Genomic DNA, 23,928 nt, shown 5'->3' on the forward strand with positions numbered 1-23,928 from the left:
CCGATGGATGTTCTGTATTTCGCCTGGGTGCGCGAACGCATCGGCTTGCCAAGGGAAAAGGTCGAAACGCAAGCGGCCACGGTCAGCGAATTGGTGACTGAACTAAGCGCTCGGGAAGAGCGCTATGCCGCGGCATTTGCCGATCTGTCCGCGCTGCGCGTTGCGTTGGATCAGGAGCTGTCGGATTTCGATGCGTCGCTGGCAGGTGTTCGGGAAGTTGCGTTTTTCCCGCCGATGACGGGCGGTTGACCGATGCGGATCGCGGTTCAGGAAGAGGCATTTGATCTGGGGGCCGAGGCCAATGCCTTTGCTGCCGGGGATGATTCCAACGGTGCCATCGTCACCTTCACCGGCGTTGTGCGTGACCTGGCGAGCGGTGATCTGGATGTGATGGAGATCGAGCACTATCCCGGTATGACCGAACGCGCCTTGACCAAGATCGCCGAAGAGGCGCAGGCGCGTTGGGCATTGGGTGACGTGCTGGTCATACACCGTTTTGGACGCTTGGTTCCGGGGGATCGCATCATGATGGTGGCCACGGCGGCTCCGCATCGCAAGGACGCGTTCGAGGCGGCCGAATACCTGATGGATTACCTGAAATCCCGCGCGCCGTTCTGGAAAAAGGAAATTACCTGTTCCGGTGCCGAATGGGTTGCGGCCAAAGATCAGGACGAAGACGCTCTGACCCGCTGGTAGCGTCGCGCGACCACCGCGGTGGTTCTGGAATCCGAACGGTTTCAATTCTTCTCTGGACGCCGGCTCACGAGCCTGCGCTAAATCTGCGCAAGTGAATCAAGAGGATGGCGGCATGCATGACGGGCTGAGAAACAAGGGCCTAGCGACACGGGCAATCCACGCAGGCGAGGCCCCGGACCCGGCCAGCGGTGCGTCTGCGCCGGCCCTGCATATGTCTTCGACATTCGTCACGGATCAGGTGGCGGGGTTTTCGGCCCACGATCTGGAGGAAGAAGCCCCTTATCTTTATGGGCGCTGGGCCAATCCCAACGTCAGGACGCTGGAAGCCAAGATCAGCATGTTGGAAGGCACCGAAGATTGCCTGTGTCTGGCGTCCGGTATGGCGGCCGCCACCGCCATCTTCCTGACGTTCCTGTCTGCCGGGGATCATTTGATCGTTTCCGACGTCTCTTACGCGGGCGTGGCAGAGCTGGCGCGGGACACGCTGCCGCGTCTGGGGATCCATGTCAGCACGGTCAACATGTCCGATCTTTCGGCGGTATCAGCAGCCATCAGGCCGAACACGCGTCTCATCCACACGGAAACACCCGTGAACCCGATCGGTCGTCTGACCGATCTGGCATCGATTTCAGCAATTGCCAAAAGCGCGGGGGCGTTGCTGTCCTGCGATGCGACTTTTGCGTCTCCGCTTGGTCAGCCAAGCAAAGAGCTGGGCGTTGATCTGATCATGCATTCGGCGACCAAGTATGTCGGCGGGCACGGTGATGCCATCGGTGGTGCGGTGGCCGGGCGAAAGGACCTGATCGCGAAAATCCGCACCGAATCCGCGATCCACCACGGCAGCATCATGTCCCCCTTCAACGCGTGGATGATCGCGCGGGGCATGGCCACTCTGCCGCTGCGGATGACAGCGCATCAGGCAGGTGCCACCGTCGTTGCCGATTGGCTTGAGACACGCGCGCGCGTGACCAGAGTGATCTATCCGGGGCTGAAGTCGCATCCCCAATACGAGCTGGCCCAACAGCAGATGCGCAACACATCCGGCATGATCGCTTTTCAGGTGGGTGATCACGCAACAGGCGAGGCACTGGCCCAGCAGATGATCGATAAACTCCGGATCGTTCACTATGCCGTGTCGCTTGGCCACCATCGCAGTCTGATATTCTGGATGGGAACCGAAGCTTTGATGCAATCGTCCTTCCGATTGGAAGGGGCGCAATTGGCAAGTTACCGGGATTTCGCAGGCGACGGCGTGTTCAGGCTGTCGGTTGGACTGGAAGACTCCGAAGATCTGATCGCAGACTTGGCGCAGGTCCTGTGAGCCGTCCGGGAAGGCGGTTTCTCAGTCGGCGTTGTTGATCCGACCGCGCATTTCCTCGGCCTCTTGCCGCGCGGCGCGCAGACCGTCCATGGCCGCGGCCAGCTCTGCCTCTGTCTGGGTCAGCTGATTGGTCAACTCGGCTTCACGTTGCTGAAGATAGGTTATGGCCTGATCGCGGGTTTCTTCCGCTTCGTGCAGTTCCTGGCTCATGCGATCCAGATCGGCAACGTCGCTTTGGCGGACGCGGGACAGGCGGTGTGCCAGCCAGTTGGCAAACCAGCCCATGCAGAAGGCCGCAAACAGAATGACGGCTGTGGCGATGATGAATTCGGTTCTGTTCAACTTACTGGTCCTCTGCGTCCGTGTCTGGTGCGGTCGATTCGGTCTGATCCGTTTCAGGCGCGTCAGCCTCGGCCTCAGCCTCGAGCGCTTCGAGGCCTGTTTCGGAGGCTTCGACCGGCTCGGGACGAATCAGCCGGAACTCGATCCGCCGGTTGGCTTCGCGGCCTTCTTCGGTGTCGTTGTCCGCGATGGGCTGTGTTTCACCGTATCCAACGGCAGTGTAGCTGCTGGTGGGAATGCGCCGCCCGCGCAGCTCGTTCAGAATCGATTGCGCCCGTGCCTGGCTGAGCTGCTGGTTCATCTCTTCGCGGCCCTGGCTGTCCGTATGGCCCTGGATCTCCAGCCGGATCGGCCCGCAGTCACGCAGGATGTCGGCGATCTGGTTCACCGTATCGCGCGAGTCGGATGCGATCGTTGCCGATCCGGGTTCGAACGCAATTTTGCTGACGGATTGAATTTCGGCGATCTGCGCTTCGCAGACTTCAGGATCGGGCAGCGCGTCTTCGGGCTCTGGCGGAGGCTGATAGGTGATCGTCAGAGTGAATTCCTGCCCTTCGCCCAGCTTGTCCGACAACTGACCTGCGATACGGGCTTTGGCATCCTCTTCATGGCTGAGGCCGGTCAGTTCGACCGAGCCTGGTGTTACGGTCAAGGCCCCGTTGTGAAGCTGGGCCAACGCCTCGAGGCCGGCCAGAACACGCACCGGCCAATCTGCCGGAAGCCCCGGCGCGATGCGGGTCGCGGTATAGACCTGATCCGAGCCGAAGGCCGCGCGGGCATAGCTGTCGACCATGTCCCGCAACGTTTCATCCCCAAGACGCCCTCGCAGTTGCACAAGCCCTTCGGGGCTTCGGGTCGCCGAGAACTCAACGGGTCCGGTCTGTTCGCTGGTTTCAGGTTCCGGCAGCACAGCATGCAGGGCAAAGACCTGAGGCAACGCTGTTTCAAGTTCACCTACAACCCGGTCGAACAAGGCTGGATCCGTGCCTTGCGCCGCAACCAGGGTAATGTCCGCATCCGACATCGTGACCGAACCTTTGCCGATTCTGGCCAGTGCCTGAATGCTCTTCTCGGCGGCTTCGGGCCAGCGTGGCGAGGGCTCGCCCAGACCGATGGTGCAGGAATATGTTCCCGACAACCCGGCATCGCGCGCAGCGGTCACGATCTGGTCGCGTGCCTTTGCATCCTGTGCCGAACAGGCGTCAAATTGCCCACCGTCTTCGTTGATCAGAAAACGCAGCGTAAAGGGCGTTATGACGGGACGAGGTGCCGAGATCGCCAGCCCGATCCGCAGGCTGGGCGGCGCGGCGCGGGTCAGATCGCGTTCGAGACGTTGTTTTTCCTGTTGGCTGTCCGCAATGGCGGTGATTTTGACCAAATCGGCGTTTGCGGAAATTTTGGCACGCGGCAGGCTCGCCAGCGCCTCGATGGCATATGATATCGCGGCATCCCAACCGTCGGGCTTGGGGTAATCCGCGGTTTCCATCAGGTCCGAAACTGCGATGTTGCGGTCGAGTTTGCTCAGCCTTCTGATCAGGTCATCTCTGTCTTCGCTGGCCGGGATCAGGCCGATGATCGAGATGCCGTGATCGTTGCGCAGAATTTCCGCCGAAAAGCGCGGCGGCGCCAGGGCAGAGGTTGCTTCGACCTCCATTTCATCGATTACGCGGGACGCATCGACCTCAGTTCCGGCTGCGGTCAGTGCGTTGAATCGTGTCGCCTCATCGGGTGCAATCCCGGTCAGGACCACGCGCAAGCCGTCTGACTCGACCTCGGCCCAGTCGTGTCCTTTGAGGTCAAGCGCCCGGCGCACGGCGAACTCCGATGTCTCTTCGATCTTTGTGACGGCATAGCTGGCTGCCAAAAGCGACAGCCCGGCTGATACAAGAAAGATCAGGGAAACAACGATAAAATACGGCAGACGCATGTTTGGGTTTGACACTCCTCAGGCGGTTGGGCCGATCTTTACAGGCCGCGTTCAGCAGGTGCAATCAGAGCAACAGGGCGACGCAGAGGAAGATCAGCGGAATCAAGCCAGTGTCGCGGTTGAGCCTGAACAATTGCAACAGTCTGGCATTGTCTTCGATGTCCAGCGCGCGGAGTTGCCACATCATGTGCCAGCCCATTGCCCAAGGCCCACAGAGCGCAACGCCCAATGCCAGCATCGAGGCATCCGGCACCCCTGCATCGACGATGGCCAGCCCCATAAGCGACACGGTCGCCACCAAAAAGTACTTCAGCCACCGCGCTGTATCAGCTCCGAACAAACGAGCAGTTGATTTGATGCCGATCAGTTCGTCATCCTCGGTATCCTGATGCGCATAGATTGTATCGTAGAACAGGGTCCACGCGATTCCAGACAGGTAAAGCGTCACCGCTGGCCATCCCACGGAACCGCTATGCGCCGCCCAGGCCAGAAGGGCGCCCCAGTTGAAGGCCAGCCCCAGAAACACCTGAGGCCACCAGGTAAACCGTTTGGCAAACGGATAGATCGTAACGGGCAGCAGGGACAGAACACCCATTGCGATTGCCGCCTGATTGAAGCTGAGAAGGATGCCAAGCGCCAGAATGCATTGCAGGACCATCCAGACCGCGGCCTGCCGGACACTGACCTGACCCGAAGGAATCGGGCGCGAGCGTGTGCGTTCGACCTGCCCGTCGAATTCCCGATCCGTAATGTCATTCCACGTGCAACCGGCGCCCCGCATCAGGAAGGCCCCAAATGCGCATCCCATAGCGATCCACAGATCTTCCCAACGCGGCTGACCATCATGCAGGATCGCCAGCGCCAGCCCCCACCAACAGGGTATCAGCAGCAGCCATGTCCCGATGGGTCGGTCCGCGCGGCTGAGGCGCAGATAGGGGCGGGCAAAGGCCGGGGCACGGGAGTCGACCCAGTTGCCGCTGACGGCATCGGCGACTTGACCATCTGGTGTTGGGGCATTGCCTTGCATATGTAGGGTCTCATGAGTGCGAAGATCAGACTGTATGTAGAGCAGCCCTTGGGTCAGGGGCAATCGGTTCCTTTGACGCGCGACCAGGCGCACTACCTCTTTGGTGTCATGCGACTTGCAGTCAAAGGGCAGGTCGCCCTGTTTAACGGGCGGGACGGAGAGTGGTTGGCCGAAGTCTCCGAGGCGGGAAAACGCGGCGGGAAGCTGACCTGTATCGAACAGACGAAACCGTTGCAGTTGCCACCCGATCTGTGGTTCCTGTTCGCACCCATAAAAAAGGCCCGCACCGATTTCATCGTGGAAAAAGCCGCCGAAATGGGCGCGGCGCGTATCCTGCCGGTGCAGACCGAGTTCACCAATTCCGAACGCATTCGTCAGGACCGCCTGCAGGCCCATGCGGTCGAGGCGGCCGAGCAGTGCGGCGGAACCTTCGTGCCCGAGGTTGCCGATTTGCAGCGGTTGGATCGGCTGCTGGATGCATGGCCCGAAGATCGTCAACTGATGTTCTGCAACGAAGCCGAGGTTGGATCGGCCCTGCGACTGGCCGCCAATGAAAAAGGACGGCCCTGGGCAATTCTCATCGGCCCGGAAGGCGGGTTTTCGGACCAGGAACGCGCGCGTTTGACAGGGTTGCCATTCGCGCATGTGGTCAGCCTTGGCCCTCGTATCCTGCGGGCCGACACGGCAGCGGTGGCTGCATTGACCATGTGGCAGCAGGCGCTGGGGGATTGGGCGTGATCCAAGAAGCCTCGCCGTCTGATGCCCCGGCCATTGAGGCGTTTTTGGCCAAACATCCCGATACTTCCATGTTTCTGCGCAGCAACCTGTTGGCGCACGGGATTGGATTTGGAGACGATGACCACTCCACCCGGTTCTTCATTTGGGGGCAGGATCGCATCCAAGGCGTATTTGGCCTGACCAAAAAGGGCTACCTGATGGCGCAACTGCCCGATTGTTCGCCAGAGGCCGCTCAGGCATTTGCGGGCCGGATCGCAGGTCAGATCGTTCTGGGCATGACAGGGGCTGCACAACAGGTTGAGATGATATTGGACGCGCTAGGGCTTGGACAGGCCTGTTATCGCCTGCATCATGATGAACCCCTGTACCGCCTGGATCTGGGCGAAATCCCAGAGGCACCGATTCCATTTCGTGCCCTGTCCGAGGCAGACCGGCCGTTACTGACGCGTTGGTTTGCGGATTACTTCGAGGATACCGACCAGGCCAAAGGGCAAGAGGCGCGTGAAATGGCCTCCGATCGGATCACCACCGATATTCAATCAGGCAGGGCGATTGTCATGCTGGAAGACGACGCCCCCGTAGCCATGGCCGCCATCAATGCATCAGTCCGGGATCAGGTTCAGGTCGGCGGTGTATTTGTGCCGCGCGAGAACAGAAATTGTGGACTCGGGCGCAAGGTCACAACAGCTGTGTTGCAAAAGGCGAGGACCGACGGCGCGAACGCGGCCATCCTGTTCGCCAACAATCCACCTGCCGCGCGAGCCTATGAAGCTATGGGGTTTCAGCAGGTCGGCTGGTATCGGATCGCCCTGTTGCAAACACCACAAAAGGTGCTGTCATGAGTTTCATCCGACCCGAGGCAAAACTGGCCCTGTGGCGCTGGCGCGAAGTGCTGGTTGCCGGGTTTGTCCTGATCCTCGGTTTCAGCTGGATCAACGGGCCCGGTGGTCTGCTGGGGTGGATCGGCTGGCTGCTTGTCGCTGTCGCAATCGCCCTGGCGGTGATCGGGGTGCAGCGCGCGCGGTTCAGAACCGGCACTGGCGGACAGGGTGTCGTGACCGTCGATGAAGGTCAGATCACCTATTTCGGCCCACTGGATGGCGGCATCATCGCCATGCGCGAGATTGAGCGGCTGGCGCTCGATCCGACCTCGACGCCGGCGCATTGGGTGTTGGAACAACCGGGTCAGACGGTGCTTCACATTCCTGTGAATGCGGAAGGGGCCGAGGCGCTGTTCGATGTCTTCTCGGCGCTGCCGGGCCTGAAAACCGAGCATATGCTGGCCGAACTGAACGGTGGATCGGCCCATCCGGTCGTGATTTGGGAGCGTACGCCCTCGCGCCCTCCACACCTTCGGCTGCATTGACACCGGCGCGGTTTGCCCCCACGACTGGCCAAAAGACAGACACATCAGGATCGGAGCACGGGTCTCATGTCCATCCCCCAGTCCGGCGGCGGACCAATCGAACGCCATGAGCAATTGGCCGAATATCTGGAGTCGGGCTGCAAGCCCAAGGCAGACTGGCGCATCGGCACCGAGCATGAGAAATTCGGCTACTGCAAGGACACGCTGAAACCGTTGCCGTTCGAAGGTGCGCGATCCATCGTGGCGGTGTTGGAGGGCCTGCGCGACCGGCACGGTTGGGCCGAAGTCCGTGAAGCGGGTCATCTGATCGGTCTGGAAAAGGATGGCGCCAATGTCAGCCTGGAGCCGGGCGGCGCGCTGGAGCTGTCGGGGGCTCCGCTCGAGACCATCCACGAAACCTGCGATGAGGTGAACACCCACCTGCGCGAGGTAAAGGACATCGCAGATGAGATCGGCGTGGGTTTTATCGGTCTGGGCGCTGCTCCGATCTGGACCCATGACGAGATGCCGTTGATGCCCAAGGGCCGCTACCGGCTGATGAACGACTACATGGAGAAGGTTGGCACCATGGGTCGCGCCATGATGCGGCGCACTTGCACCGTTCAGGTCAATATCGACTTCGGGTCTGAAGCCGACATGGTGCAGAAACTGCGCGTGGCGCTGGCCTTGCAGCCGGTGGCAACGGCGTTGTTTGCGAACTCGCCCTTTTTCGAGGGCAAGGTAAATGGCCAGAAAAGCTGGCGCAGTTACATCTGGCGGCATCTGGACGATGCGCGTACGGGCATGCTGCCTTTCGTGTTCGAAGACGGCTTTGGGTTCGAGCGTTACGTGCAATACGCGCTCGATGTTCCGATGTATTTCGTCTATCGCGACGGCCAGTATATCAATGCGCTGGGCATGTCTTTCCGCGACTTCCTGAAAGGCGAACTGCCCGCTCTGCCGGGTGAAACGCCCACGCTCAGCGATTGGGCCGACCACCTGACCACCGCCTTCCCCGAGGCGCGGATCAAGAAATTCATGGAAATGCGCGGGGCCGATGGTGGCCCATGGCGGCGCCTGTGCGCCTTGCCCGCCTTCTGGGTTGGCCTGACTTACGATCAGACGGCCCTGGATGCGGCTTGGGATCTGGTCAAAGGCTGGGACACCGAAACCCGCGAGGCGCTGCGTGTCGCAGCTGCCAAAGACGGTCTGCAAGCGAAGGTCGGCAAAATCAACATGCACGATCTGGCGCGTGAGGTTGTGGCGATCTCCGAGGCCGGCCTGAAAGCCCGCGCCTATCCCGGTGCCGGTGGTCTGGTGCCGGACGAGACCCATTTCCTCAACGCGCTCAAGGACAGCATCCAAAGCGGGAAAGTGCCTGCGGATGAGTTGCTGGAACACTACAACGGCGACTGGAACGGTGATCTGACCCGGATTTTCCCCGAATACAGCTATTGATCCGCCCGGTCCCGCTTGCATTCGCGGGGCTGGCCCGATAGCAGGTTGGCGACCAAATTCAGAGGGCGTCATGGACGATCTTAAGGCAAAATATCTGGGCCAAATCGCCGAGGCAGGCGACGAGAACGCGCTTGAGGCGATCCGCGTCGCCGCCGTCGGCAAAAAAGGCGAGGTCGCGCTGAAGATGCGCGAGTTGGGTAAAATGACGCCCGAGGAGCGCCAGGTGGCAGGCCCCGCGCTGAATGCCCTGAAGGATGAGATCAACGCGGCCCTGTCCGCCAAAAAGGCAGCCCTGGCCGATGCTGCGCTGGATGAGCGTCTGCGCACCGAATGGCTGGACGTCACCCTGCCGACCCGCCCGCGCCGTCAGGGCTCGATCCACCCGGTCAGCCAGGCAACCGAGGAACTGACCGCGATCTTTGCCGAACTGGGCTTTTTGGTGGCCGAAGGGCCGCGGATCGAGACCGACTGGCACAATTTCGACGCGCTGAACATCCCCGGCCACCACCCCGCGCGGGCCGAGATGGACACGTTCTATATGCACCGCGCCGAGGGCGATAACCGCCCGCCGCATGTGCTGCGGACACACACATCTCCGGTGCAGATCCGGTCGATGGAGAAACAGGGCGCGCCGATCCGCGTCATCTGTCCGGGCGGCGTCTACCGCGCTGACTATGACCAGACCCACACGCCGATGTTCCATCAGGTCGAGGGGCTGGCGATTGACAAAGACATCTCGATGGCGAACCTGAAATGGGTTCTGGAAGAGTTCGTGAAGGCGTTCTTCGAGGTCGGCGACGTCGAGCTACGCTTCCGCGCCTCGCACTTCCCCTTCACCGAGCCGTCGGCCGAGGTCGATATCCGCTGTTCATGGGATAACGGTCAGCTGAAGATCGGCGAGGGCGATGACTGGATGGAGATTCTGGGCTCGGGCATGGTCCACCCCAAGGTGATCGCCGCCGGTGGCATCGACCCCGAGGTCTATCAGGGCTTTGCCTTCGGCATCGGCATCGACCGTCTGGCGATGCTGAAATACGGCATTCCGGATTTGCGGGCGTTCTTTGACAGCGACCTGCGCTGGCTGCGGCACTACGGGTTTGCAGCGCTGGATATGCCGAACCTGCATGGTGGTTTGTCGCGGTGAGCTTTTTTGTAGCTCTGGTGAAGTAAATGCAGTTTTCGATTTGGCTGCCATTTCTTGGGGCAATAATTGGTGCTTCGATTCCGGTTCTACTGGGTGCACTTTTTTATTCTTCCCAGAAAAGGGCGGATCGTCGAGAGCAGTTGCACGACGAAAAAAGGCACGCTTATCGAAACTTCTTAAAGTGCTTGCAGCAACTAGGTATGGCATCTTTATTGAAAGCAAGGACACCAGAAAAAGAGCTCTCTCAGGAGATCACGGAAGAAGCGCTTACAGCTTTGTTCGTGCTCCAATTGTATGCGCCTGACGAAATTGCCGACAGTGCCGGTAAATTAGTATCTCAAGCAATAGATCTCACATTGGAAGATCGCGTTTTTGCAAAAGATAGACGCACACTTACTAAGGCCATGCGAGCAGATCTATCACGCTAGCGGATTGGCTGGATCGCGCGGGGCAAAGGCCGAAAGGCCTCGCGCTATCGCCAGACCGCCCGGACGGGCTGGCGATTTGTCTCCGCCCGCGCACCGCTCGAACAGCGCGCGGATTCGGCTGGCATAAAGTGCCCAATACAGACCAAGGATCGCCATCCCGCGGTCTGGCGACGGCGCGGCTTATTACACTCCCCCACGGGCTTGTGACGTGACAGTGCGGAAAGTACCGCTAGGGTCGGGAGCATGATCTATCGACTGATTTGCCTTTTTCTGCTGGTCGCAACACAAGCCCTCGCCGTGGATACTTGCCATGGCGAGACCGCCTGTAACCTTGGCGAGCGCTCATACCATGTGCTGGAACCGGACGGGTGGGACGGCGAAACGCCGCTGCCGGTACTGCTGCACTTTCACGGATGGGCGCGGCAGGGGGATGTTGTGGTCAATCATCAACGGATCGCGGGCGCGACCAAGCTGCGTGGCGTTTTGTTGGTGGCGCCGAACGGGCTGGGCAAAAGCTGGGATTTCTGGACCTCGGACACTGGCGATGTGCCTTTTGCCGACCGGGTGCTGGAGGACGTGGCCAAGCGCTATCCGGTTGATCCGGACCGCATCTATGTCTCCGGCTATTCTTTCGGGGGCGCGATGGCGTGGCGCTATGTGTGTCAGTCGGGCAATGATGTTGCTGCGTTGCTGGCCGTTGCGGGCTCGATCCGTCAGACGGAAGACTGCCCCGAAGCCCCGCGCGAGGCGCGCCATGTGCACGGCCTGAGCGATACGGTGATGGATTTTCCATACGGCGCAAATGGCGATACCACCTATCCGGTGGCGCTGTGGCGGGAAAAGTACAACTGCAACGGCGGCACCCCGCGCGGCGATTGGAGCGTGAGACCGTTCCTGACGCTCAGCCGGGTGGAATGGGCCGATTGTGCGCAGGGGCAGGTGGTGCTGGACACCCATCCGGGCGGGCATTTCATCCCGCATGGCTGGATCGGGCGGCAATTGGACGAGCTTTTGGGCCGCACCCCCACCTATCCGTGACCCGCAGCGCTTGCACCTTGGCGCATTCTTTGTCATTGCCTGTGCCGACTGGATATCTGCCAAAAAAGGCCCCGAGCAATGAAATTCACTCTGTCCTGGCTGAAAGACCACCTCGACACCGATGCGTCGGTTGATGAGATCACTGAGGCGCTGACCGATCTTGGCCTTGAGGTCGAAGAGGTCATCAACCCGGCTGACAAGCTCAAGGACTTTACGCTGGGCTATGTGAAACACGCGGAAAAACACCCTGACGCCGACAAGCTGCGTGTCTGCAAGGTGGACACGGATGAAGGCGAGTTGCAGATCATCTGCGGCGCGCCCAACGCCCGCGAAGGGATCACTGTCGTCGTCTGCAAACCGGGCATGTATATCCCCGGTCTGGACCTGACGATCAGCGTCGGCAAGATCCGCGGCGTCGAAAGCTTTGGCATGATGGCGTCCGAGCGCGAGCTGGAGCTGTCGGACGAACATGACGGTATCATCGAATTGCCCTCGGGCGAGGTCGGTGACAGATTCGTTGATTGGCTTGCCGAGAATGACCCGTCGAAAGTCGATCCCGTGATCGAGATCGCGATCACTCCGAACCGGCCGGATGCTCTGGGCGTGGAAGGCATCGCGCGTGATCTGGCGGCGCGTGGGATCGGCACTCTGAAACAGCGCGACTACGTGCCGGTGCCCGGTGATTTCGAAAGCCCGATCAAAGTATCGATTGACGAGGATACGCTGGATGGCTGCCCGCATTTCACGGGCCGGCTTATCAAGGGCGTCAAGAACGGCCCCAGCCCGCAGTGGTTGCAGGATCAGTTGAAGGCGATCGGGCTGCGTCCGATTTCGGCGCTGGTGGATATCACCAACTATATGACATTTGACCATAACCGCCCGCTGCATGTGTTTGACGCGGACAAGGTGCAGGGCAACCTTCGCGTTCATCGCGCCAAAGGCGGTGAAACCCTGGTGGCGCTGGACGAGAAGGAATACACCCTTCAGCCCGGCATGATGGTCATTTCCGATGACAAAGGCCCGGAATCCATCGCAGGCATCATGGGCGGTCAGGAAACCGGCTGCACCGAGGATACTGTGAATGTGTTTCTGGAAAGCGCGTTCTGGGATCATGTGCAGATCGCGCTCGCGGGTCGGGCGCTGAAAATCAATTCGGACGCGCGGTATAGGTTCGAACGCGGCGTGGACCCTGAATACACGCTGGAAGGGCTCGAGCACGCAACCCAGTTGATTCTGGACATCTGCGGTGGCGAAGCATCCAAAGTGGTCGAGGCGGGCAAAGCGCCGAACCACGCGCGTGCGTACAAGCTGGATGCCGAACGGGTGCAGTCTCTGGTCGGGATGGACATTCCCGAAAGCGAGCAACGTCAGACGCTGACCCGTCTGGGTTTCCGTCTGGAGGGCGAGATGGCCCACGTGCCAAGCTGGCGCCCCGATATCATGGGTGAGGCCGATCTGGTGGAAGAGGTCGCACGGATCGCCTCGTTGACCAAGTTGCAGGGCAAGCCCTTGCCGCGTGTCACCGATGGTATTCCCAAGCCGGTGATGACACCGACTCAGCGCCGCCAGTCCATGGCGCGCCGCACCTGCGCCGCGCTGGGTTACAACGAATGCGTCACCTATACGTTCATCGATCAGGCTTCGGCTGCTTTGTTCGGTGGCGGGGATGACGTGACCATGCTTGAAAATCCTATCTCGTCCGAGATGAGCCACATGCGCCCGGATCTGCTGCCCGGATTGTTGCAGGCCGCGGCGCGCAATCAGGCACGCGGATATGCCGACGTCGCCCTATTCGAAGTTGGCCCTGTTTTCCATGATGGCGAACCCGGCGACCAGGAAACCCAGATCGCCGGCCTGCTGGTTGGCCGCAACGGCCCCAAGGATGTGCACGGGGCCTCGCGCCCGGTGGATGTCTTTGATGCCAAGGCGGATGCCGAGGCCGTTCTTGCGGCGATCGGATCACCGGCCAAGGTACAGATTCTGCGCGACGGCGATGCCTGGTGGCATCCGGGTCGTCACGGCAAGATCTGTCTGGGTCCAAAAAAGGTGCTGGGTGTTTTTGGTGAGCTGCACCCGCGCGTGTTGCAGGCGATGGATATCAAGGGTCCGGCAATGGCCTTTACGATCTGGCCCGACGAGGTTCCCTTGCCCCGCAAGTCCGGTGCCACACGTGCCGCATTGGAATTGCGTGACTTGCAAGCGGTTGAACGTGACTTTGCCTTTGTCGTTGATGAAAACGTCGAGGCGCTGACATTGGTGAACGCGGCGGCAGGTGCCGACAAAGCGCTGATCGAAGATGTGCGTGTCTTTGACGAATTCATCGGTGGCAGCCTGGGTGAAGGTAAAAAATCGCTGGCCATAACGGTACGTTTGCAACCGACAGAGCAGACGCTGAAGGAAAAGGACATCGAAGCGGTGGCCGAAAAGATCATCGCCAAAGTCTCCAAGGCGACCGGCGGTGTTCTGCGGGGCTGATGCAGGGCCGCCTCCGGCGGGAGTATTTCAGAAAAGATGAAGGGGCGGTGGCGCCCTTTCCGCGATTACGGAGGACGAAAGATGCTGAACGTGTACCTCTCTGGCGAAATCCACACCGATTGGCGCGAACAGATCATCGACGGCGCGCAGGGGTTGGACATCACATTCAACAGCCCGGTGACTGACCACGCGGCCAGCGACGATTGCGGCGTTGCCATTCTTGGGGAAGAGCCGAACAAATACTGGCATGACCACAAGGGTGCGATGGTCAACGCGATCCGGACGCGCAAGGGCATTTCGGATGCTGACGTTGTGGTTGTCCGGTTTGGCGATAAGTACAAACAGTGGAACGCGGCTTTTGATGCGGGCTATGCCGCAGCGCTGGGCAAATCCGTCATCGTGCTGCACGGCCCTGAGCATCAGCACGCGTTGAAAGAAGTGGATGCAGCTGCGCTGGCCGTGGCAGAAAAGCCCGAGCAGGTTGTTGAAATCCTGCGGTATGTGCTGACGGGCGCACTGCCGGGCTGAGTTTTGCGAAGAGGGTGCCAATTTTTTGGCACCCTTCCAATCGTGAAACAGATTAAGCGCGTGCGGGTATGGCCTTGCCGCGCTGCACCGCCGGGCGCTGCATGAAACGGTCGACATAGGCGACGACATTGGCGTAGTCGTCCCAGCCAACAACCTCTTTCGCGCCGTAGAAGTCCAGAGCATTCAACCAGGGGGCAAGAGCGATATCGGCGATGGAGAAATCGCCGGCGATCCAGTATTTCCCTTCCAGTTGCGTATTGACCACGTTCAAAAGGCGTTTGGCCTCGTTGACATAGCGTTCGCGCGGTCGGGGGTCTTCGATTTCGCTGCCCGCGAATTTGTAGAAGAAGCCAAGCTGGCCAAACATCGGCCCTACGCCCCCCATTTGGAACATCAGCCATTGTGTAATGCGATGCTTGTCCGCTGCGCTTTTTCCCAGCAACTTGCCTGATTTCTCGGCCAGATACAGCAGGATTGCCCCGCTTTCGAATAGGGCCAGCGGCTCACCGTCCGGCCCGTTGGGATCGATGATGGCTGGGATTTTGTTGTTTGGGTTCAGCGACAGAAACTCGGGGCTTTTGACATCCGCATCCGATAGCGTCACCAGATGGGGCTCATAGGGCAGGCCGGTTTCCTCCAGCATGATCGACGCCTTGACGCCGTTTGGAGTCGGATAGGAATACAGTTGAATCTTGTCCGGGGATTGCGCGGGCCAACGCGCCATGATCGGGTGAGGTTTATTGTCCAGCATTGGGGGCTCCTGCTTGGCTGTCTGTGTAACAGCTAGGGGCCACGCCTGATTTATTTAAGCCCTTGGCGATGTGCATTTCCGGTCAGGCCGTGTTTTCTGGTGAACAAAGGGGAAATCCAACGCAACTCGCACCTAGACCGGAAGCCAAACTTGGCTCACAATCTGGTGACCCCCGCGAAAACCTCGCGGGTTTCTTGCTGTTGAAAGGAGATGGGCGTGGATGAGGTCGTAACACAGGTGGGCGCATTTGCCCCGCTGATCATGAGTGCCGTCAAGGCGCTTGTCGTTCTGATCCTGGGCTGGATCGTGGCTGGTGCAATCGGGGGCATGGTTCGCCGCAGGATCAATTCGACGCCGCATATTGATCCGACGCTTGGGAACTTTATGGCAAGCCTGATCAAATGGGCCATTCTCGCCATGGTTCTGGTTGCCGTTCTGGGCATCTTCGGAATTGAAGCCACCAGCATCGTCGCCATTCTGGGTGCCGCGTCCCTGGCTATCGGCCTGGCGCTTCAAGGCACGCTCAGCGATCTGGCGGCCGGTGTGATGCTGGTTGTCTTCCGGCCTTACAAGCTGGGTCAATTCGTGGATATCGGCGGCACGTCAGGCACCGTAAAGGACCTGAACCTGTTCACCACCGAGCTGGTGACGCCGGACAACGTGCAGATCATTGTTCCGAACGGTCAGGCATGGGGCTCGATCATCACGAACTACTCTGCCCATGACACGCGTCGTGTCGATCTGGTATTCGGAATCGACTATGGTGACAGCGCGGACAAAGCCATGCAGGTCATTCTGGATGTGGCCAAAGCGGACAGCCGCATTCACAGTGACCCGGAGCCCTGGGTTCGGGTTACGAACCTTGGTGACAGCTCGGTGGATTTGACGGCACGGCTGTGGTGCTCGGCGCCAGACTATTGGGATGTCAAATTCGAGTTGACGAAAACGATCAAGGAAGCCTTTGACGACAAGGGTATTTCGATCCCTTATCCGCATTCGGTGGAAATCCAGAAACAGGGGTGACGGCTCCCGCCCGTCGATCGGGCATTCGAAAATGCCCTCCTCCCGTTGGGCCGGGCACCGCGCAAGAGCGCGGTGCCCTTTTCTTTGTTCAAACCATCGCTTTGAGTCCGACCGCGCCACGCCTGTGGCGTGGCGCTATGCCCAACGCTGGAAATCGCTTTTCAAAAGCGATTTCAGGGGCGGGAGTGTTTACGACTTGACGATCACGTTGGGCGAGACGACGTCGATACCAAGGGCCTTGCCGACCGCATAGTAGGTCAGCTTGCCAGCGTGGACGTTCAGACCTTCCAGCAGATGCGGATCGTCCTGACACGCCTGTTTCCAGCCTTTGTCCGCCAGAGACAGCATGAACGGCATCGTGGCGTTGCCCAGGGCGATGGTCGAGGTGCGCGCCACCGCGCCCGGCATGTTGGCAACGCAGTAATGCATGATGCCGTCGACATCGTAGATCGGGTCGGCATGGGTGGTGGCTTTCGACGTCTCGAAGCACCCGCCCTGATCGATGGCAACATCGACAAGTACGGCACCGGGTTTCATCGTCGACAGCTGTTCGCGCGAGACAAGTTTTGGGGCCGCGGCGCCGGGGATCAGAACGGCACCGATGACCATATCGGCATCCTGGATCAACTCGGCCGTGGCACCAGCGGTCGAATACTGGTTCTTGAAGGTTCCGCCAAAGACGTCGTCCAGATAGCGCAGCCGCGGCAAGGAACGATCCAGAACGGTGACATCCGCGCCCATTCCGGCAGCGATCTTCGCCGCATGGGTCCCGACGACGCCACCGCCGATTACGACCACTTTGGCAGGGCCGACACCGGGTACGCCACCCATCAGAACGCCGCGCCCGCCATTGGCCTTTTGCAGGGTCCACGACCCGACCTGAGGGGCCAGACGACCGGCGACTTCGGACATAGGTGCCAGCAGGGGCAGGCCGCCGTTCGCGTCGGTCACAGTCTCATAGGCGATTGCGGTGCAGCCCGATTCCAGCAGGTCATGCGTCTGATCCGGGTCCGGAGCCAGATGCAGATAGGTGAACAGCAACTGCCCTTCGCGCAGCATCTTGCGTTCCACGGCCTGGGGTTCCTTGACCTTGACGATCATGTCGGCGGTAGCAAACACCTCTTCCGCAGTGTCGATGATACGCGCGCCAGCCGCGACATAGGCGTCGTTGTCAAATCCCGCGCCGATGCCTGCGCCGGATTCGATCAGGACTTCGTGACCCCGTGCAACTGCTTCCTGAGCAGCATTGGGCGTCATCCCGACGCGGAATTCCTGAGGTTTGATTTCCTTGGGGCAACCGATTTTCATGGGGTTCTCCGTACATAAACTGCTTAAATTATGTGCATTTCGCAGTGCAATTTCTGTGAAAGAAAACGTGTCAGTACATTTTTCTTTGGAAGAATATCGCGTAATATACAAAAACCTTGCAAAGGAATTGCATAAATGAGCTTGGATACGACTGATCGAAAGATTCTGGCGGCATTACAAAAAAACGGCAGGATGTCGAATTCGGAATTGTCTGAACAGGTCAACCTGTCTCCGTCGGCTTGCCACCGGCGTGTTCAGCGGCTGGAGGTTGAAGGCTACATTCGCAACTACGTGGCGCTGCTGGATGCGCGGAAGATGAACGTGCCGACAACGGTCTTTGTCGAGATCACGCTACAGGGGCAGGCCGAAGAGGTTCTGGATGCGTTTGAAAAGGCGGTGGCCCGGATACCGGATGTGCTTGAATGTCATCTGATGGCCGGTACGGCGGATTACATTCTGAAAGTTGTGGCGGAAGACACCGAAGATTTCGCCCGCATCCATCGGCAATACCTGTCGCGCCTGCCCGGGGTTGCGCAAATGCAAAGCTCGTTTGCCTTGCGTACCGTGTTCAAGACCACTGCCTTGCCGGTCTGATTGTCATAAAGGCCCGGGATAGGTGAACAGAAAAAGGTGGATCAGGTTGAACCCGAAATGCATCATCACAGGCACCCACAGGCGCCTGGTTGCATAGTATCCCAATCCGCAGGCCAGCCCGAGAATGGAAGCAAAAACCACCAGCGCCGGACCCCCGGCGACATGGGCCAGCCCGAACAGCAGGCTGGCTGCTATTACACTGCCAACGGCCCCCAGGCGCGGGGCGATGGCCGATTGCAGATAGCCACGAAAGAAGGCTTCTTCTGTCAGGCAAGTCAGAAACAGGTTGGACAGGGCAAATACCAGCCACCAGGGCGGGACCGTAAATTCCGGCTGCACCGCGCCGAAGGAAAGCCCCAACAGAAACAGCCCCGGCAGGAGCAGCAACCCTGCCAGCAAGGCCGTGCGATTGATCTGCGTTTTGCCGCGCAGCATCCCGGGCCAGGCCAGAAGAACGGCAAAGAAGACCATCGGTTTGTCCAGGTTCAGATGCAGGGTGAAACTGGCACTTCCCGCGCCTGCCTGTACCTGATCCAGAATTTTCACATTTTCGAATCCCGGCAGCAGATGTGCACCCATCACCAGACACCACAGGATCAACAACAAGTGTCCGGCGACAGCAGGCCATCCTTTCAGATGGGGCAGCAATGAAGCTCCGACCAGACCAAAGGCCGCCGCAGCGATCGCCATGGGTGACATCAATCTTGTCACCGAGGCAATGCTGATGAACAACGCCAGTAACGACAAGCCGATGCCTGTCCGCCGGGTCAGCACCATCAATTGCGCTGATATCAGAACAAGCCAGGGCCAGATCGCGGGCATCACGGAAAGAAGGAAAGTCACAATCGCCTCGTCTTTGTCATGCGCACCGTGATGCCGCACCAAAACGAGGCAATGCAAGCATCCGTGGCCAAGTGCCGTGCATTGCGTCAATTCAGACGCTTGTATCCCGCGGGACAGATGTACAAATTCAGGTGAAAGATCATATTCCCGCGCTGGACCTGATTTGCAGGTACGACAACAGCGGCAGGCCTCGTGACCCTCGCATCAATTTATCTGGTGGCATCAGGTTGTTACACGGGCCCGATATGGTCCGAACCCGAAGACCGAGAAGGAGCTGACCTTGGACAACGAAAACACTGGCGCCCCCAAAGACTGGCTGGAAGCCGAGCTGGAGGACACGCTGGACGAAGATTTCGAGATAGAATTCAGTGAACCGATGCTGTCGATGGAAGTCCGGAAAATCTATCGGGAACAGCATCCGGACATGTTGGATCGCAAGGTTTACTTCCGCAATCTGCTGCGCCTGCAAGCCGAACTGATCAAGGTTCAGGACTGGGTACAGCATACCGGGGCCAAGGTCTGTATCCTGTTTGAAGGCCGTGACAGTGCCGGTAAAGGGGGCGTGATAAAGCGGATCACCCAGCGTCTGAACCCGCGTGTCGCGCGCGTGGTGGCATTGCCGGCACCCAGCCGCCGAGAGCAAAGCCAGTGGTATTTCCAGCGTTACGTACCGCATCTGCCGGCGGCGGGCGAAATCGTTCTGTTCGACCGCTCCTGGTACAACCGGGCCGGCGTCGAGCGGGTGATGGGTTTTGCGTCCGAGGACCAGGTTGAACAATTCTTTCAGGACGTTCCTGAGTTCGAGCGGATGCTGGTGCGGTCAGGGATCATTCTGCTGAAATACTGGTTCTCGATCACGGACGAGGAACAGCAGTTGCGATTCCTCATGCGTATTCACGATCCGATGAAGCAATGGAAGCTGTCACCGATGGATCTTGAATCCCGCATCCGCTGGGAATCCTACACAAAGGCCAAAGAGGATATGCTTTTCCGAACGAATATCCCCGAGGCCCCGTGGTACATCGTCGAAGGCAATGACAAAAAACGCGAAAGGCTAAACTGTATCGAGCATCTTTTGACAAAAATCCCGTACGAGGACGTGCCTCAGGAAAAGGTCAATCTGCCCGATCGCAAGTACAACCCGGAATACGAACGCCGCGTTTTGCCGGATGAGCTTTACGTACCAAAGATCTATTGAAGCAATATCAGGCTCTGAGCCGGAATATGCGAGGCCGACACGGCCGGCCTCGCACAGGGTCAAATGATCAGGCTGCATCCATCATGCAGTCAAAGTGGAAGAAGTTGACTATTGTGATGTCACAGTCATCGACGTCGGCGGTTTCGGTGCCCGCAGGCTCGGATTCCGTTTCCGGCGTGGCGTCGGCGGTCGGCATCATGTCGATATCATCGGTGTCTGCCACGTCCGTGTCGCCGTTCATATCGTCACCCCAGTTGAACTCGTCAAACTGCGCTTGCAGGTTTTCGAGGAAACTGGCGATTTCATCCAGGAAGGCCTGAACGTCAAAGCAGAACGTCTCGGCCTCACCCCCGTCAACCACGTCCACGTCCGGCGTTTCGAGTTCCGGCTCTTCGGTCTCGGTGACGTCGGTGTCGGGTGTTTCGGGCTCCGGTTCCTCGGTCTCGGTGACGTCGGTATCGGGCGTTTCGGGTTCCGGCTCTTCGGTTTCGGTGACGTCGGTGTCGGGTGTTTCGGGTTCCGGCTCTTCGGTTTCGGTGACGTCGGTGTCAGGTGTTTCGGGTTCTGGTTCTTCGGTTTCGGTGACGTCGGTATCGGGTGCTTCGGGTTCTGGTTCCTCGGTCTCGGTGACGTCGGTGTCGGACGTTTCGGGCTCCGGCTCTTCGGTTTCGGTGACGTCGGTATCGGGTGCTTCGGGTTCTGGTTCCTCGGTTTCGGTGACGTCGGTGTCGGGCGTTTCGGGCTCCGGCTCTTCGGTTTCGGTGACGTCGGTGTTGGGTGTTTCGGGCTCCGGTTCCTCGGTCTCGGTGACGTCGGTGTCGGGTGTTTCAGGTTCCGGCTCTTCCGGAACGGCAACTTCGTCCGGTGTGGTTGGCGGAACGAGCGGTGTGTTCGTATTGCCGTTGTCCAGCATGACTGCCGCGTCGGTTGCGGCAAAGTTCTGGGTGACCATCACCGCATCAAAACCCTGCATATCGCCGGTTTCGATGCCGATCCCGATATACTTGAAATCCGGGTTCAGAATATTGGCGCGGTGGCCCGGGCTGTTCATCAGGTTCTGGTGCAACTGAGCCACGTCATCGCTGATGCCGGGCTGTCCGCGTTCGGACTGCCATGCGATGTTTTCGCCGGTCCGCCAGTTGCCCTCAAGATCGAACCCGGCGTTTTGCATCCGCTGAGTCGCACTGGAACCGCCCGAGCCGGTGTGGCTGAACGTGTCTGTGTCCAGCATCCAGGTGCTGTGATCTTCGGATGAATCGTTCAGCTGTGTCTCAAGCTGAAGCGGGTTGAGCCCGCGGGATGTGCGTTCCTGGTTTATCAGCTCCAGCATCTCGCGTTCGAATGTACTTGCAGTCGACATTTTTGCCTCCGTTTGTGTTTGTGCCCTTCCGGACGGGCTCACTTAGAGGTCGGGATATCGACGGTGGTAGAGGGTGTTTCACCTCAGGCGAGTTTTGGCAACGCGATGCTACCGATGCGGGATTCGCTGCGCTGCAAAATGCCGGGCAAAATGTTGCTGGCGAGGAAATGGCGGCTTGTCGCACAGCCGGTACCACGAGTCGGCGGATTGAAACCGATCGCCGAAACGACAAACCCCCGGGCGATGCCTCGGGGGTCGTCAAATAGTGTCATCCAAAGCTGGACGAGACCAAAGGTCTTAGAGCAAACCTTCGCGCTGTGCTTTCTTACGTGCCAGTTTACGGGCACGACGGATCGCTTCAGCCTTCTCGCGCGCTTTTTTCTCGGACGGTTTCTCGAAATGTTGCTTAAGCTTCATTTCACGGAACACGCCTTCGCGCTGCAGCTTTTTCTTCAGGGCACGAAGCGCCTGATCGACGTTGTTGTCGCGAACACTAACCTGCATGTGGTTGTCACCACCTTTCTAGATAGAGTTGCAAGGAAATTGCAGGAGTTGGCCGTATAGCAAAGCCGCTCTAACTTGTCTAGTACTGGGGCCGACAACCGGAGAACCGCCATGACGACCACATATGAAGATGCAAAACAGCAGCTTTTGGATGCGATGCTGATCCATGTTCCCTTCGATGGGTGGTCGGAATCCAGTTTTCGCGCCTCCATTTCCGATTGTGGTCTGGATGACGGCCTGGCGCGCGCGATCTGTCCGCGCGGCGCGGTTGATCTGGCGCTGGCCTACCACGCGCGCGGCGATCAGGCGATGCTGGACCGCATCAAGTCCGAGGACCTGAGCGGGCTGAAATTCCGTGACAGGATTGCCGCTGCGGTTCGGTTCCGGTTGCAGGCCGTCGAGGACAAAGAGCTGGTGCGCCGGGGCATGACACTGTTTTCCCTGCCGACACATGCAGCAGATGGTGCCAAGGCGGTTTGGCAGACCTGCGATCTGATCTGGGATGCGCTGGGCGACACCTCGGATGATGTGAACTGGTACACGAAGCGGGCCACTTTGTCGGGTGTCTATTCCTCGACGCTGCTGTTCTGGCTGGGCGATGACAGCCCGGATCATCAGCGCACGTGGGAGTTTCTGGATCGCCGGATCGCTAATGTCATGGAGTTTGAAAAGTTCAAGGCACAGTTGCGCGAAAACCCGGTGTTGAAACCGTTTCTGGCGGTTCCGAACTGGCTGGCGGGTCAGGTGAAGGCTCCGGTAAAAATGCGGGCCGATCTTCCGGGGATGCTGAACCCCCGAAAGTAGCGCGTCTTGGTGCTGGGCCTTGGCCCTGATGCCTGTTAGGCATTGGGCAAAGGAGGTGCCTATGACCCAGATGATGCGCGCTGTTGAGATCACCGAACCGGGTGGTCCCGATGTTTTGCAACTGACCGAGCGTCCGATTCCCGAACCGGGTGCAGGGCAGGTCGTTCTGAAAGTGGCCTATGCCGGGGTGAACCGCCCGGATGCGTTGCAGCGCGCGGGCGCTTACGATCCGCCGCCCGGTGCCAGCGACCTGCCGGGGCTTGAGGCTTCGGGCGAAGTGGTCTCGGTCGGGGCCGGGGTCGAAGGACTGTCCGTCGGCGATCAGGTCTGCGCGTTGCTGCCGGGCGGCGGCTATGCCGAATATGTCGCCACCCCTGCGGCCCATTGCCTGCCGGTCCCTGCCGGCATGGGACTGAAAGAGGCGGCCTGCCTGCCCGAGACCTTTTTCACCGTCTGGTCCAACGTGTTCACCCGGGGCGGGCTGAAAGCAGGCGAGAGATTTCTGGTTCATGGTGGCTCGAGCGGGATTGGCACGACGGCCATCCAGTTGGCCAATGCTTTTGGGGCCCGCGTTTTTGCCACCGCAGGGTCGGATGAAAAATGCGAGGCTTGCGTCAAATTGGGTGCGGAAAGGGCGATCAACTACCGCGATGAGGATTTTGTGGCCGTCATGCGGGCCGAAGGCGGGGCAAACCTGATCCTCGACATGGTCGGAGGCGACTATATCCCGCGCAACGTCAAAGCTCTGGCCGAGGATGGGCGGCTGGTCCAGATCGCCTTCCTGCAAGGCCCGGTGGTCGAGCTGAACTTTGCCCTGATGATGGTCAAGCGCCTGACCCTGACCGGCAGCACCCTGCGCCCGCAAAGCGATCTGGCCAAGGCCCGGATTGCGCAGGACCTGCGCGAAGCTGTCTGGCCTCTGCTTGAGGCTGGCAAGGTTGCGCCTGTCATGGACAGCGAGTTTGATCTGGCCGAGGCTGCCGCCGCCCATGCACGCATGGAAAGCTCGGGCCATATTGGCAAGATCGTCCTGAACGTCGCGGGCTGAACTCTGCGCGCGCGGGGCAGACCCGCGC

26 protein-coding genes are annotated in these 23,928 nt (G+C 59.6%); 17 read left to right on the forward strand and 9 right to left on the reverse strand.

All coding sequences use genetic code 11. The annotated features are described in order from the left end of the window. The first annotated feature begins 3 nt into the window (after positions 1 to 3). The 3 genes from moaD to GS612_RS15280 all read left to right on the forward strand — a co-directional run bounded on the left by moaD (position 4) and on the right by GS612_RS15280 (position 2,017). Positions 4 to 249, forward strand: a complete 246-nt coding sequence (gene moaD / locus GS612_RS15270; protein WP_171641505.1) for a molybdopterin converting factor subunit 1 — start codon at positions 4 to 6, stop codon at positions 247 to 249. A gap of 3 nt (positions 250 to 252) precedes the next feature. Next, the gene (locus GS612_RS15275; RefSeq protein WP_171641507.1) at positions 253 to 696 is read left to right on the forward strand and encodes a molybdenum cofactor biosynthesis protein MoaE; all 444 of its coding nucleotides are present in this window, start codon (positions 253 to 255) and stop codon (positions 694 to 696) included. Positions 697 to 808: 112 nt separating this feature from the next. After that, positions 809 to 2,017: a PLP-dependent aspartate aminotransferase family protein gene (locus GS612_RS15280; RefSeq protein ID WP_171641509.1), complete on the forward strand. Its 1,209-nt coding sequence runs from the start codon at positions 809 to 811 to the stop codon at positions 2,015 to 2,017. Positions 2,018 to 2,038: 21 nt separating this feature from the next. Here GS612_RS15280 and GS612_RS15285 read toward each other — a convergent pair whose 3' ends face one another. The 3 genes from GS612_RS15285 to ubiA all read right to left on the reverse strand — a co-directional run bounded on the left by GS612_RS15285 (position 2,039) and on the right by ubiA (position 5,313). Next, positions 2,039 to 2,359 carry a hypothetical protein gene (locus GS612_RS15285; protein WP_117870533.1) on the reverse strand — a complete coding sequence of 107 codons (321 nt, stop codon included), beginning with the start codon at positions 2,357 to 2,359 and terminating at the stop codon, positions 2,039 to 2,041. A gap of 1 nt (position 2,360) precedes the next feature. After that, positions 2,361 to 4,286, reverse strand: a complete 1,926-nt coding sequence (locus tag GS612_RS15290) for an OmpA family protein (protein WP_171641511.1) — start codon at positions 4,284 to 4,286, stop codon at positions 2,361 to 2,363. A 64-nt stretch (positions 4,287 to 4,350) separates the two neighbouring features. Next, positions 4,351 to 5,313 carry a 4-hydroxybenzoate octaprenyltransferase gene (ubiA, locus tag GS612_RS15295; RefSeq protein ID WP_171641513.1) on the reverse strand — a complete coding sequence of 321 codons (963 nt, stop codon included), beginning with the start codon at positions 5,311 to 5,313 and terminating at the stop codon, positions 4,351 to 4,353. A 12-nt stretch (positions 5,314 to 5,325) separates the two neighbouring features. Here ubiA and GS612_RS15300 point away from each other — a divergent pair, with 12 nt between their 5' ends. From GS612_RS15300 to GS612_RS15340, 9 genes are all read left to right on the forward strand, one after another. Then, the gene (locus GS612_RS15300; RefSeq protein ID WP_171331414.1) at positions 5,326 to 6,051 is read left to right on the forward strand and encodes a 16S rRNA (uracil(1498)-N(3))-methyltransferase; all 726 of its coding nucleotides are present in this window, start codon (positions 5,326 to 5,328) and stop codon (positions 6,049 to 6,051) included. Beyond that, entirely contained in the window at positions 6,048 to 6,893 is an 846-nt protein-coding gene (locus GS612_RS20710) for a GNAT family N-acetyltransferase (protein WP_216603619.1), read from the forward strand. The genes GS612_RS15300 and GS612_RS20710 overlap by 4 nt, the downstream gene beginning before the upstream one ends. After that, positions 6,890 to 7,417: a hypothetical protein gene (locus tag GS612_RS15310; RefSeq protein ID WP_171641516.1), complete on the forward strand. Its 528-nt coding sequence runs from the start codon at positions 6,890 to 6,892 to the stop codon at positions 7,415 to 7,417. The genes GS612_RS20710 and GS612_RS15310 overlap by 4 nt, the downstream gene beginning before the upstream one ends. Positions 7,418 to 7,483: 66 nt before the next feature. After that, positions 7,484 to 8,854, forward strand: coding sequence for a glutamate--cysteine ligase (locus GS612_RS15315; protein WP_171641518.1), 1,371 nt, complete (start codon positions 7,484 to 7,486; stop codon positions 8,852 to 8,854). A 70-nt stretch (positions 8,855 to 8,924) separates the two neighbouring features. Beyond that, entirely contained in the window at positions 8,925 to 9,998 is a 1,074-nt protein-coding gene (gene pheS / locus GS612_RS15320) for a phenylalanine--tRNA ligase subunit alpha (RefSeq protein WP_171641520.1), read from the forward strand. A 26-nt stretch (positions 9,999 to 10,024) separates the two neighbouring features. After that, positions 10,025 to 10,426 (forward strand): hypothetical protein, encoded by a 402-nt coding sequence (locus GS612_RS15325; protein WP_171641523.1) that lies wholly within the window; start codon positions 10,025 to 10,027, stop codon positions 10,424 to 10,426. A 243-nt stretch (positions 10,427 to 10,669) separates the two neighbouring features. Next, positions 10,670 to 11,464: a PHB depolymerase family esterase gene (locus GS612_RS15330; protein ID WP_171641525.1), complete on the forward strand. Its 795-nt coding sequence runs from the start codon at positions 10,670 to 10,672 to the stop codon at positions 11,462 to 11,464. A gap of 78 nt (positions 11,465 to 11,542) precedes the next feature. After that, a complete protein-coding gene (pheT, locus tag GS612_RS15335; RefSeq protein ID WP_171641527.1) occupies positions 11,543 to 13,939 on the forward strand; it encodes a phenylalanine--tRNA ligase subunit beta in 2,397 nt (798 codons plus the stop codon). 81 nt (positions 13,940 to 14,020) lie between these two features. Then, entirely contained in the window at positions 14,021 to 14,467 is a 447-nt protein-coding gene (locus tag GS612_RS15340; protein ID WP_171641529.1) for a YtoQ family protein, read from the forward strand. A 52-nt stretch (positions 14,468 to 14,519) separates the two neighbouring features. Here the strand turns inward: GS612_RS15340 and GS612_RS15345 are convergent, their stop codons facing one another. Further along, complete coding sequence (locus tag GS612_RS15345) at positions 14,520 to 15,218, reverse strand: glutathione S-transferase family protein (protein WP_171641531.1); 699 nt, start codon at positions 15,216 to 15,218, stop codon at positions 14,520 to 14,522. A 210-nt stretch (positions 15,219 to 15,428) separates the two neighbouring features. Here GS612_RS15345 and GS612_RS15350 point away from each other — a divergent pair, with 210 nt between their 5' ends. Continuing rightward, positions 15,429 to 16,241, forward strand: coding sequence for a mechanosensitive ion channel family protein (locus GS612_RS15350; protein WP_216603620.1), 813 nt, complete (start codon positions 15,429 to 15,431; stop codon positions 16,239 to 16,241). Positions 16,242 to 16,430: 189 nt separating this feature from the next. Here GS612_RS15350 and ald read toward each other — a convergent pair whose 3' ends face one another. Continuing rightward, complete coding sequence (ald, locus tag GS612_RS15355; protein ID WP_171641536.1) at positions 16,431 to 17,549, reverse strand: alanine dehydrogenase; 1,119 nt, start codon at positions 17,547 to 17,549, stop codon at positions 16,431 to 16,433. Between the two features lie 135 nt (positions 17,550 to 17,684). Here ald and GS612_RS15360 point away from each other — a divergent pair, with 135 nt between their 5' ends. Continuing rightward, positions 17,685 to 18,143 carry an Lrp/AsnC family transcriptional regulator gene (locus GS612_RS15360; RefSeq protein WP_171641538.1) on the forward strand — a complete coding sequence of 153 codons (459 nt, stop codon included), beginning with the start codon at positions 17,685 to 17,687 and terminating at the stop codon, positions 18,141 to 18,143. Positions 18,144 to 18,146: 3 nt separating this feature from the next. On the opposite strand, the gene GS612_RS20715 is transcribed toward GS612_RS15360, so the two are convergent. Then, a complete protein-coding gene (locus tag GS612_RS20715) occupies positions 18,147 to 18,986 on the reverse strand; it encodes a CPBP family intramembrane glutamic endopeptidase (protein WP_171641540.1) in 840 nt (279 codons plus the stop codon). Positions 18,987 to 19,266: 280 nt separating this feature from the next. Between GS612_RS20715 and ppk2 the strand changes: the two genes are divergently transcribed. Next, positions 19,267 to 20,184, forward strand: coding sequence for a polyphosphate kinase 2 (gene ppk2, locus GS612_RS15370; protein WP_371419726.1), 918 nt, complete (start codon positions 19,267 to 19,269; stop codon positions 20,182 to 20,184). 67 nt (positions 20,185 to 20,251) lie between these two features. Here ppk2 and GS612_RS15375 read toward each other — a convergent pair whose 3' ends face one another. From GS612_RS15375 to rpsU, 3 genes are all read right to left on the reverse strand, one after another. Then, complete coding sequence (locus tag GS612_RS15375; RefSeq protein ID WP_171641542.1) at positions 20,252 to 21,544, reverse strand: CAP domain-containing protein; 1,293 nt, start codon at positions 21,542 to 21,544, stop codon at positions 20,252 to 20,254. A gap of 83 nt (positions 21,545 to 21,627) precedes the next feature. Next, positions 21,628 to 21,816 (reverse strand): hypothetical protein, encoded by a 189-nt coding sequence (locus tag GS612_RS15380; protein ID WP_171229838.1) that lies wholly within the window; start codon positions 21,814 to 21,816, stop codon positions 21,628 to 21,630. A 25-nt stretch (positions 21,817 to 21,841) separates the two neighbouring features. Then, positions 21,842 to 22,048, reverse strand: a complete 207-nt coding sequence (gene rpsU, locus GS612_RS15385; protein WP_005614280.1) for a 30S ribosomal protein S21 — start codon at positions 22,046 to 22,048, stop codon at positions 21,842 to 21,844. Between the two features lie 111 nt (positions 22,049 to 22,159). Here rpsU and GS612_RS15390 point away from each other — a divergent pair, with 111 nt between their 5' ends. Beyond that, a complete protein-coding gene (locus GS612_RS15390; RefSeq protein WP_171641544.1) occupies positions 22,160 to 22,852 on the forward strand; it encodes a COQ9 family protein in 693 nt (230 codons plus the stop codon). Positions 22,853 to 22,913: 61 nt separating this feature from the next. After that, on the forward strand, positions 22,914 to 23,900 hold the full coding sequence (locus GS612_RS15395; protein ID WP_170346289.1) for an NAD(P)H-quinone oxidoreductase: 987 nt from the start codon (positions 22,914 to 22,916) through the stop codon (positions 23,898 to 23,900). Positions 23,901 to 23,928 lie beyond the last annotated feature (28 nt).

Origin of the sequence: Ruegeria sp. HKCCD6157 (assembly GCF_013110685.1) — a bacterium.
Lineage (GTDB): Bacteria > Pseudomonadota > Alphaproteobacteria > Rhodobacterales > Rhodobacteraceae > Ruegeria.